The organism is Thalassotalea ganghwensis, assembly GCF_053485795.1.
Genome location: NZ_JBQRUM010000009.1, coordinates 62,082 through 73,065, shown reverse-complemented (window position 1 = coordinate 73,065; position 10,984 = coordinate 62,082). Strand labels below are relative to the sequence as shown.

12 protein-coding genes are annotated in these 10,984 nt (G+C 39.7%); 4 read left to right on the top strand and 8 right to left on the bottom strand.

What is annotated here, in order from left to right; translation table 11 throughout:
* The first annotated feature begins 259 nt into the window (after positions 1-259).
* The gene (locus ACSLUH_RS10900) at positions 260-490 is read left to right on the top strand and encodes a hypothetical protein (RefSeq protein ID WP_448566866.1); all 231 of its coding nucleotides are present in this window, start codon (positions 260-262) and stop codon (positions 488-490) included.
* 107 nt (positions 491-597) lie between these two features.
* Positions 598-723, top strand: coding sequence for a hypothetical protein (locus ACSLUH_RS10895; RefSeq protein ID WP_448566864.1), 126 nt, complete (start codon positions 598-600; stop codon positions 721-723).
* Between the two features lie 210 nt (positions 724-933).
* Here ACSLUH_RS10895 and ACSLUH_RS10890 read toward each other — a convergent pair whose 3' ends face one another.
* Entirely contained in the window at positions 934-1,356 is a 423-nt protein-coding gene (locus ACSLUH_RS10890; RefSeq protein ID WP_448566862.1) for a VOC family protein, read from the bottom strand.
* Between the two features lie 27 nt (positions 1,357-1,383).
* Positions 1,384-2,475 (bottom strand): A/G-specific adenine glycosylase, encoded by a 1,092-nt coding sequence (mutY, locus tag ACSLUH_RS10885; RefSeq protein WP_448566860.1) that lies wholly within the window; start codon positions 2,473-2,475, stop codon positions 1,384-1,386.
* Between the two features lie 155 nt (positions 2,476-2,630).
* Here mutY and ACSLUH_RS10880 point away from each other — a divergent pair, with 155 nt between their 5' ends.
* Complete coding sequence (locus ACSLUH_RS10880) at positions 2,631-2,969, top strand: 50S ribosome-binding protein YggL (RefSeq protein ID WP_448566858.1); 339 nt, start codon at positions 2,631-2,633, stop codon at positions 2,967-2,969.
* Positions 2,970-3,031: 62 nt separating this feature from the next.
* On the opposite strand, the gene ACSLUH_RS10875 is transcribed toward ACSLUH_RS10880, so the two are convergent.
* The 5 genes from ACSLUH_RS10875 to ACSLUH_RS10855 form a co-directional block, all read right to left on the bottom strand.
* A complete protein-coding gene (locus ACSLUH_RS10875; protein ID WP_448566856.1) occupies positions 3,032-4,051 on the bottom strand; it encodes an energy transducer TonB in 1,020 nt (339 codons plus the stop codon).
* A gap of 170 nt (positions 4,052-4,221) precedes the next feature.
* Complete coding sequence (locus ACSLUH_RS10870; RefSeq protein ID WP_448566854.1) at positions 4,222-5,103, bottom strand: alpha/beta hydrolase; 882 nt, start codon at positions 5,101-5,103, stop codon at positions 4,222-4,224.
* Positions 5,104-5,236: 133 nt separating this feature from the next.
* Positions 5,237-5,386 carry a hypothetical protein gene (locus tag ACSLUH_RS10865; RefSeq protein WP_448566852.1) on the bottom strand — a complete coding sequence of 50 codons (150 nt, stop codon included), beginning with the start codon at positions 5,384-5,386 and terminating at the stop codon, positions 5,237-5,239.
* Between the two features lie 254 nt (positions 5,387-5,640).
* On the bottom strand, positions 5,641-6,318 hold the full coding sequence (locus ACSLUH_RS10860; protein ID WP_448566851.1) for a nucleoside-binding protein: 678 nt from the start codon (positions 6,316-6,318) through the stop codon (positions 5,641-5,643).
* A 10-nt stretch (positions 6,319-6,328) separates the two neighbouring features.
* On the bottom strand, positions 6,329-8,278 hold the full coding sequence (locus ACSLUH_RS10855; RefSeq protein WP_448566849.1) for a methyl-accepting chemotaxis protein: 1,950 nt from the start codon (positions 8,276-8,278) through the stop codon (positions 6,329-6,331).
* A gap of 160 nt (positions 8,279-8,438) precedes the next feature.
* Here ACSLUH_RS10855 and trmB point away from each other — a divergent pair, with 160 nt between their 5' ends.
* Positions 8,439-9,164, top strand: a complete 726-nt coding sequence (gene trmB / locus ACSLUH_RS10850) for a tRNA (guanosine(46)-N7)-methyltransferase TrmB (RefSeq protein ID WP_448566847.1) — start codon at positions 8,439-8,441, stop codon at positions 9,162-9,164.
* A gap of 3 nt (positions 9,165-9,167) precedes the next feature.
* Here the strand turns inward: trmB and ACSLUH_RS10845 are convergent, their stop codons facing one another.
* A complete protein-coding gene (locus ACSLUH_RS10845; RefSeq protein ID WP_448566845.1) occupies positions 9,168-10,910 on the bottom strand; it encodes a DUF885 domain-containing protein in 1,743 nt (580 codons plus the stop codon).
* Between the last annotated feature and the right edge of the window lie 74 nt (positions 10,911-10,984).

The following is a 10,984-nucleotide window of genomic DNA, read 5'->3' as shown; positions in this document are numbered from 1 at the left end:
GCTAGGTATTATATTGCTTAGCGCATATTGATAAAATGGCGATGACTTTAACGCCTCCACTTTTTAAAAGGTAAAAAAGTGGAACTAGTCGTCAAATAAAATTTAGAAATCCATTGATAGTTTTCAATCGAGCTCCTGTCACAATTTCAATCCAACAATCAAAAAGCTTTATGTAGGTAACTGAACTTTTACTAGCATTTTCATTCCAATATAAAAATGAAAGGGATGTTATAATTATTTGTTAAAAATAGGATATTATATGAAATATATAACTCTCACTCTGTTATTTTTAAGCCTTGGTTGCTCGTCGATTAAGCAGGGCATACCTAAATATGTCGTCGAACACGTTATCGAAAATAACACGGATATTGAACTTGGCTATAGTGGTGCAAGATGCAACCAAATTAAAAATAGTTGTTCTACTTCAAATTACAGTGAATGGCAGCAGTCTAATGGTGATACCGCGTGCTCATGCCAAAACAGTAACTAACTAATAAAAGAATTTAGTAAAGCTAAATCAGCCAGAATAAGGTAATTTGGTTTTTATATCATGCGACTTTAGCGTTATTTTGAATCATAAAGAAAGGAAGTTATTTAATGAAAAAAGCAAGCAAGCTATTAGTGCTTATCTCTTTAGTGGCATTGGTGAGTTGTAAGGCAACATTTAGAGCGAATAATGCCGAGCCTACCGTGCCTACTAACTCATTTGAGCAGAGCCTCTAGCGTCCCTTTCAGTAAGCTCTATAAATAAAAGGTCGCTAACAGTTTTCACTTGTGCTTCTGTCATGGTGTGCTTTGGATTCGTTTAACTCGATTGTATTGCTTGTTGCTTGCTCTGCGCCCAAAATAACGTGGCGTATCACAAGTGCCGTGATTAAAGTGCAGTTATTTTGAAACATTTTGCCGCAAAAGTAGAAAACCCGTTAATTAAACTTAGTTATTATGCAGTTGGCTCGTATGACTGCGTAGTTCAACGGTGTTACCTTGCGGGTCATTGATATAAACAGATAATCCATAGCCTTGAGCACCATAGCGTCTCTCGAACTTAGGTACTGAAATACCATGTTGAGTTAAGTGATGCTCTATTTCTTGTTCAGAAACTGGCGCCAGTTGCAGGCAAAAATGGTCTAGATTATTGTTCTTTTTTGTTGGTGCTTGACCGCCTTGACGACCTAGCTTACCGTCAATATCGACAAGATCAATTAACGCATTGCCAGCCCTTAATTGCGTTAAGCCGAGTTCGTCGTCAGTTTCTCGTTCGACATCACAGCCTAAAACGTCGCAGTAAAATGACAACATTTCGTCCAATTTATCGGTACGTAAAACAATGTGATCTATACCTAATATAGTAACCATAACGACTCCTTTTAGTTTTAAGAGGTGTTAGCCACAATGTGAGAGCGCGTTAACCTCTTCAATAATCTTACAACTTGCTGCAGCAAGTCCAACGGTATTACGGTTAGCTAAGTTATACCAAATATGCTCGCAAGAATCATTGATAACTTCGCTCACCGATTGCGGCTTTACTTCAATCAATACCGGGGTTATATCAAAATGAAAGTGGCTAAAGGTATGTCGAAATGGTGTCAGCGACTTTTCATTATTTATCACCAGTCCCAGTTGATTTATTTTGTCGTGATAATCTTGCTCACTGTCTACTTCGATAAAGCTAAACAGTCCACCCCAAATTCCAGTAGGAGGGCGTTTAAACATCAGCAGCTGATCAGCGCTTTTTATCACTAACAGAGTCGCTGACTTTACCGGCGTACTTTTCTTTGGTTTTTTTTGAGGATAGTTGTTTTGTTCATTGAACTTATGAGCAAGACAACTATCTTGCAATGGGCAAACCGAACATTTGGGCTTTGAACGTGTACAAATCATTGCGCCCAGATCCATCATCGCTTGATTATATGGTGCAACATCATCGTTTGGCGTCAAACACTCAGTAATCGGCCATAACGCTTTTTCATATTTACTTTGACCATTGTGTCCATCAACCATATAACAGCGCGCTAAAACACGTTTAACGTTGCCATCGAGGATAGGGTAAGGTTTATTTAACGAGAGGCTTAAGATTGCGCCTGCTGTTGACCGACCTATGCCGGGTAAGGCCATTACTTGTTCAATATCTTCTGGAAATTCGCCCTGATATTCTGTAGCAATAATTTTAGCGGCCTTATGTAAATTGCGAGCACGGGCGTAATATCCCAGCCCTGTCCAATGGTGAAGCACGGTATCTTCATCGGCATTGGCTAAATCGATAATGGTAGGAAAACTCTCCATAAAACGTTGGTAAAAAGGGATCACCGTGGTCACTTGCGTTTGCTGCAGCATAATTTCAGAAATCCACACCCGATAAGGGGTTTTGTCTTGCTGCCAAGGTAAGGTTTTTCTGCCGTGTTGGTGATACCACGCTAATACCTTCTGACTAAATTTTTGTGCAGAAGTTTGGGATATTTGTGTTTGAGTCGTCATAGTGAGGCGCAGTGTAGCGAATAACCGTTAACTGAACAATATAATGCTTAACACTTAACGCCTTACAATAGATGAATTTATTCAAGACGCCCTAGCAATTCTGGCAATTTGCCATTATATTTCCCATGTTTTAAGGCAGAAGAAAGTTAATCAATATGAAAATAGATGCAAAAAGTCGCAATAGACGTCTTCGTAAGAAGTTAAGAGTGGATGAGTTTCAAGAGTTAGGTTTTGATGTTGCTTGGCAACTCGATAAAGCAACAGACGATGCGGGAGTTGATAATTTTCTGACTAAGTTTTTTAATGAAGCAATCGAGCCTAATGGCTTAGGTTTTGGTGGCGAAGGCGATACCTTATGGCATGGTCTTATCTGCACACAAAAAATAGGCAAATGTACTGACGAGCACCGTCTATTAGTTGAAAAGTGGTTAAAAGATAACGGAGCTACTGCTGTTTCAGTTGGCCCTTTATATGATGTTTGGTGGGCAGAGTAGTTTACCCTACAGCAAGTATTAATGTGCTAAACTTCAAGACATCAACGGTGTTGTCAGCTTAGTTATAATTGCTCGGTCCACCAATTATCATCACATTGGTAATAAGCGCCGGGCTCCGTCGGTGCTGGTACGCTGTATTTAAATAATACGGGCACCGCTGGGTTGACTTTGCTTTTCAGTGACCAACTCTCAATAGAATTAATTAATTCTTGTTCGAGTTCGCGGCTGATTTCTCGACAGGCCCGAACGAGTTTGCCGTGCCCCATCGGATCGATTTCAACTTCAATTTCGAGCAGCTCAAACGATATTTCTTGGTAGATTGTCGATGGCATACTGATCGCCATGTCATCCATCTGCCAAAATTCGACAAATTGTTCCAGCGACACAGATTTAACATCGGTTATAACGTGTTGATAATCTTCTTCTGCGTTGGCAAGGTAGTTAGTTATTGTATTTTCGTCAACTTCTAGCTTATCAACCATCTGCTGATAACTTAATCCATTTAGGGCTGTTAATAAGGTGTCAAATTGCTCAATTGTTGTACCATTAAAGGTTTGTTTAAAGATCGCCATTCTGGCGGTAAAGCGGTCGAGTTCTTGTGAACTTAATACCGGAGCGACCTTAATCATCATATTGAAAAAGTCGTCGATGTCGTTAATGGCATATGGTTGATTTAGCCGATTATGTCGAAATGCGTTGAGCTCTTTAGGTTCGTCGGTTAACGCTGCATTGCAAGCAGATGTTTGAGGTAAGTTCGTTAACGAAAACTGCAACGATGTTGCTTTTCTTTCAGGTGAGTTATCACTCGTGTTATTGGCTAAAGCATACTGCCACTTTTCGACCGCCTCGATTGCACTATCTTCGAATGCAAGCGGACCTTCAGCTTGTAAAGCTTCAATAAAAACTGGCTTGCCCTGTTCATTGACAAAAAATTGTAGAGAAACACAACCTTCAAGGTTATTTTTCAGCGCGTCAAGGGGATAATTGGGGGCAACATTTTGCTCAAGGATCCAACGCTCTGCTTGGGTTGCAAAAGTAAGGCATAACGCCCCTGTAAAAATGAATGATAATATACCTTTCATGACGTCCCTGTAGTAACTTTTCGCTGTTGAACTGATGAAGACTTTTTAGGATATTACAACTATTTTGTGCATATGTGTATACTCCAAAAACATTAGTTGCAGTGTTAATTAACTAACGCGTTTTTTATGACTTGTTGAATAAAGATTTTTAATTTTAGTAGGAAAGTTTGTCATTGGCTTAAGTACGAATGATAGAACTCATGATACCCTTGCAAGGCTTTAGGTACAGAAATAAAGGGGTTGCCGTTGTGACCTACTCCCTTGCTGTAGTTATACTCCCATATTAAGTTTTGTGGTGCTTTAAGCTCCAAAGCACTTAATAATCCTTTAAAAGAACCGGTAATAATGTCGTTTTCTTTTTCCCCTAAACTCAAATACAGATATTTTGGGCTACCTGTAGTGATGGGTAAATTATGCTTAAATTCTGTCACAACAATTGAATTGTCGTACCAAGCAGCAGGGCTAAAGGCAAAATAGCCGGTAAACATATCAGGCTTGGTCACTAATGTGTACAGCACCATACTACCACCGGCTGAAAAACCGCTCAGTATTCTATTACTGTTTATCGGATAGTTATTTTCAAGATAAGGAATTAACTCTGTTTCGATAAATGAGAGAAATACATCTGCTTTACCAAAGATCTGAGGATCATTTTGCTCCGGTGGTCTAGCCTCAATATTAACTTCTTTTCGTGCAAAAGGGGGGACTAAATCCCTGTTTCTGGAATCTTGCCAAAACAAGTTTGGAATAGCCACTAAGATAGCTTGTTCTAGGCGCTTTTCTTGAGTTTCTTTTGTTAAGGTTTTGTGCCATCGTTCGAGGTTAAAGTTGCCATCGGTTTTGATGATTAAAGGATATTTTTTGTTGCTATCATAGTGCTGTGGTAATCGAATAAAAATTTTACGATTTTCATTTAAGACCGCAGAGTAAATTTCAATGTCGGTAAATTTTGAGGTGTACTGTTCAGAGTACCGTTTGGTAACGATATAGATGAGAATAAAGCTGCCCAGCACTAATATGCTAAAGAAGTACTTATTTTTAAACAAAACCATTAATCGTTATCCTGAGCAACTTAATTAACCTTTAAATTAATAAGGACTGAACATTTGTGCTCAAAACCTAACACAAATATCTTCGTTATTGTTTGATTATTTGTAACAATTTTCATCGTTAATCTTGCTGGCTTTAATCGTCATTGGGCGGATCTCCATTATCCTCTTTGCGTTTTCTTTGTTCTTGCTTAGCTTTTTCAACATTTTTAAAAACAGGTGGAGGGATAGGGAATATAGATATTAACGGGAAAATTGCGAGAAATAAAAACGCACCTTTTGACATGCCTTTTCCCCATTTTACCATCCGAATTAATCCATATATGGCGAGTAAAAAACACATAATGCCAGCAAAAATCTGGAGTAGCTCGTAATTGTGAACTAAAGAAAAAAAGCGTTGCATTATCTTACGTAGTTATATTCTATAGTTGATTAAGATTGGGGCAAGCTTTTGTAATTACAAATGATTTGGTGGTTGACTACTATTGCTGGAGCTATTAACTCCAGCAGTTGACATACTGAAAGAAGATATGTTGTTGTTTAAAAGTGGTATTTAACTAACAAGTTGACATTATTTTCATCAACACCATCAATACCATATTTATTGGTCCAATATACATATTCTACCCCGATATACAGTTTAGTTTTCTGATTGATATGCTGGCCAAGGTTATATTTTAACTGTGAAGTAAAATTCATAATCGTTGCGCTATCGTCATTGCTTGGCACAAAATCGATAAAACCGTCATAGGTGAGTCCGGCTATCGGTACTGCCCAACTTAAGGTTACCTGCTCGCCATTGTCTCCACCATCATTGTTTCGATGATAAATATTGAATTTAAAATAAGAAAAGTGGGGGATTTTTAAATTCGTCCCAATACCTAAAAGGTAATGGGTAAAGCCTTCACCCACCTCAGCTGTAGTGGCAATATAAACATTGCTTAGCCAGTCATTTTGGTAATCACTGATTTGCCAGCGTGGCGAAAATTCAGCATAAGTTTCTCTGTCGCCATTGTTTGAATGAAGCCTGTCGACAAATAAGAAACTATCACCCCAGCTATAACCAGCAGCATGTTCAAAGGTAAATACGATACGATCATTGTCTCCAACCTCATAATTACTGCCTTTGAGGAATGTCGCACTGGCGTCACTCCATAGCGTTTCTGCAACACTGAAGAAGGACATTAAGGTAAGTAACATTAATAAAGCTGCTTTCATTGGGGGATCCTTATTCGGTTTTAAATTGAGCAACTAGAGCCTCGAGTTGCTGTTTTTGCCGTTCTAATTCCGTCATTACTTCATTGGTACTGTTAGACAACTGCGCGATTTCTGTTGCCATATCAGCGATTTTTGTCACGTTTTGATTGAGCTCGTTGATTACGCTTGATTGCTCTTGTGTTGCGGTTGCTACTTGCACATTCATCGCGGTAATTTCATTGATCTCGGCAACAACTGCTCCTAGAACACTTTTTGCTTCATTTGTTTTGGTTAGGCCTTCACTAGCAAGCGCGGTATTTTCTTGCATTGCAATCACGGTTTCTTTGGCTTGCGATTGTAAACGTTGAATAACCTCATTAATCTCCTGCGTTGAACTTTGCGTGCGACCGGCGAGTGTTCTTACTTCATCAGCAACTACGGCAAAACCTCTGCCTTGTTCACCAGCTCGAGCAGCTTCTATTGCCGCATTTAAGGCGAGCAAATTGGTTTGCTCCGAAATACTACTGATGGTATCAACAACTGAGCTGATCATCTGTGTTTGCTCAGCAAGGCTGCCAATTTTTTCTTCGGTGATACGGTTGCTTTCTTGCAGTTGCAGCATTACGTGACTTGATTCATCAACGCTTTTGTTAGAGGTATTTATTTGCTGCTCAGAGGTTTCTGTTTTTGTTGCGGTGTTGCTGGCTAGTTCGCTTACCTCTTGAATACTATGGCTCATTTCATTTGTTGCAGTAGCAACTGAGTCTGATTCTGTTTGCTGGTTGCCAACTAATTGATTAACTTCAGCTGCCATAGTCCTTAGTTGTTCAAACGAATTTGCCATGACTTTTTCATTATGTTTGATCTCAATCATGATCTCACGAACTTTTGCTAAAATTGCGTTAAAGCCTTTCGCTAAAATACCGAGTTCGTTATTACGGCTTTCATCTAAACTTTGCGTTAAGTCGCCGCCTTGAGCAGCCATGGCAAGCAGGCGATTACCTATATCAACAATGGGTTTGGTCATACGGTTTGCGATCATTACCATGATGAGAATAAAAAAAGCGACAATAACGATGTTCACGAGTGCCGTTTTAAATAGAGCAGCGTGGATAAGCGACATGGGCTCTGCTTCTGGTAACATCGCGATGATTTTCCAGTTAAGCTCAGGTAAACCGACACTGGCAACGTAAAAATGTTCGCCCTGGTGATATACCTGATCAAAAACATAACCAGCGTTTGTGGTTAATAGTTTTTCCGACGCTCTGGCAAAACCATCAAGGGACTCGAGCTGTTTTTTTGCTAAGTTTGATAAACTTGGATGGATAATCACGTTACCTTGTTGATCGGTAACGAATACATAACCTTGCTCACCAATTTTATTGGTTAAAATGTCAGCGCTAATTTCATCAACAGCATAACCAAGGCCTGCAACGGCTAAATCTTTTCCATTGTGGTTAACGCGATAATTAACAAAAGCGGTAAGCTTAGCGGTACCTTGCTCATAATCAAATGAGATCTCAAAGGGTTTGCCACTATCAAGAAACGAATAAAACCAGCCATCATTTTGGCGATCAACTTGTCGCGTAATACCTTCGTGAGTAAAGTAGTTTGAAGATTGATTAGAGACCCAAAACACAGTTAATGCATTGTTAGCTCTTTGCATGTGAGATAAAAAGTCGATCACCTTGTCATGAGATTCTTCACGCTCTCCAGAAACAGCCCAATCCAGTAAATATTTATTTTGAGTAATAGATTTCGATAACTCAAGTGGAGTACTTAGTTGAGAGCGAATCCTCGATTCAACTTTTGCCAGTTGGTTAGGTAATAAATCTTGCTCAATGTTTTTTTGAAATAAGTCACTGAATATCGCGTTGTTTAAGCCGATACTAAGCAATGACAAAGTGATCAATGAGGTGGTGATAACGGCAATAAGGGCTTTTCGAATTGACACCTTATTCAGCCAAGACATCGTCATCATCGTGCGATATCTCCTATAGTAATTTTTATCGGGGTTTTCTTTAGTTTTAGTCTAAATTTAATAAAATACACAATTTATGCAGGTAAATTTTGGGATGTGTTTGAGTTTGTTGAATGAAACGTAGATAATATCCCGCCTAAATTTTTGCGAAAGAACCGATATGACAGAAAGAACCCATAAAACCGTTGAGCAAGCTCAGCAAGAAGGTAAATATATTCGTAAAGTCCGTAGTTTCGTTAAGCGAGAAGGGCGATTAACTAATGCTCAAGCTAGGGCATTAGAGCTGTATTGGCAGGAAATGGGCTTAAACCATCAAGATGGTGTGATCAACCCAGAAAACTTGTTTGAAAAAGAGCAGCCCATGGTATTGGAAATCGGTTTTGGTATGGGTAAGTCATTGGTTGAAATGGCAAAAAATTCTCCTGAATTAAATTTTATCGGCATTGAAGTTCACAAACCAGGGGTTGGTGCTTGTATTGCGCTTGCTAAAGAGCACGAGGTTACCAATTTAAAAGTTTATGAACATGATGCCATTGAAATCCTAGCAGACTGCATTCCTGATAGCAGTTTAACGACGGTGCAATTATTTTTTCCAGATCCTTGGCATAAGAAAAAACATCATAAACGCCGTATCGTTCAACCTGAGTTTGTTGAAACTATTCGCCAAAAATTGAAAATTGGTGGTGTTTTTCATATGGCCACTGACTGGGAAAATTACGCTGAGTGTATGTTAGAAGATATGAGTTCTGCGCCAGGTTATCGCAACTTATCTGAAACAGGTGATTATGTGCCTCGCCCAGATAACCGACCTTTAACAAAATTTGAAGACCGCGGCCATAAACTAGGCCACGGTGTTTGGGATTTGCAATTTGAGCGAGTTAGTTAACCGCTATTGTTGCTCAATAAAATGCGCTTTAACCGCTTTTGCCATGAGTGAAGGCGGTATTAACCCTTGATTTAAAACAAAATTATTAAACGCGAATCGGTCAAACTTGTCACCTAAGGCGATTTCAACGTCCGCTCTAATTTCTAATAACCTTGAGAAACCATAAAAGTAGCTTCCTGCTTGCCCTGGCATACGCATTGTATAACGATCGACCTCTTGCTTCGCGGCGGCTTTTGAGAAACCAACCTCATTAAGCAATATATAATAGGCTTGCTCTTTGGTGGTCAGTCCTAAGTTTAACATTGGGTCAAGCATCGCTCGTGCATTACGCAATAAACGGTGTTGCAGTGCGATTAGCTGACCTTCAATAGGTAAATAAGGTAACATTTCACCCTCGGCGTAAAGCGCCCAACCTTCTACGTTGACACTGTTAAATGCAAAGTAAACCCTTGCCAAAGATACGCCTTGTTCCAACATGGCTGTGAATTGCAGTTCATGACCTGGGCGACCCTCATGGGCACTTAAGGTATAGGCGACGGCTTCAAAGTTAAAATCGTCGTAGGCAGCATCACCTGTCAAGGCTGGGTTACCTGTGGTCAAGACAAATTGTCCTTGCTCACCTTGGTTGTTAATAAACGGAGGTGGCAACATGTGAGGAGCTGGGCTGCCAGCTGCTTCGGCCTCACTGGCCAAACGCATTATCATGTCGCGTTTAGGGAGCGCGACAACTTTCTCTTTAGCAATAACCTTTTCAAGTACTTTGTTAATATCACGATAATGCTGTTCTATAACATCATTGGATAAAGCGCTCTTTTTTAGGGCTTTAATAACATCGCGATAATCAGCGCTCTCAAAATCAAATTTTTTGGCAACTAGCGGCGCAATCGCTTGCATATTGGCTTTAGTGATCATGTAGCTGGCTTTTGCCCGCTCAATTAATAATTCAGGCGAAATATCAATACCGCGCGTTTTTAAATTTAACGCGTATAGCTCTGCGGGTAACCTAAAATCTGTCCTTGTCTTGGGAATGACGGTTTTGTTAGCCCAGTCAACATAACGACGCAATTGCTTAGCCAACAGCTCAAGTTCAGCTTTTGCTTTTTCAGACAAACCTTTATCGCTAAAAAGCTGGTTAATCCCCGTAATAAACGTTTCTGTTCGAGCAAGAGCTTGCTCTACTTGTTCTTTTACTGGGCCGACTAATTTCTTATTGGTTAACGCTCGTTCAAAACGCTCGATTGCTTGTTGTGATAATGCCGGTTGTCCAGTTTTGCCGATATAACATTGCAAACGGTTAATTGCCATTTGTTGACGCGCTTTAGGCATTTGATCATCGAGGAGTCGTGATAAGCCACTAAATATTGTTTGAGGGACATCGACCCAAGGCAGCAAATATTTTTCATTGAGCTGGTTTCGTTCAAGATCTTGCTCAATATCATTGATCAGGATCTCAATATCTTGCTTGACCGGTAAAATGGTTTCTTTCAGTAATGCTTTCTCTAAGCGCTGCTTGCTTTCTTTTAACGCTTTAATGTGTTGTTGATTAAATTCAACGGTGACATTTGCACAGCGGCTATCCGCTTCAGTGATACCCATATAACTGGCATATTCAGGCTGAAATTGGCTGGCTAATTGAATTTGTTGGTTGGTGTACTGGTTACTTTTTTCAACCCAGTCTGTAGCATTTGCACTTAATGTTATTAGTGCTGACAGCGAGGTGAGAATTAGAGGCCTTGTTATTTTCATGGACATTATCCTTTTTGTTATCTGGCCATGATTATAGGGATGGTTAAATAATCCGCAATAGCTTAATTGTTACA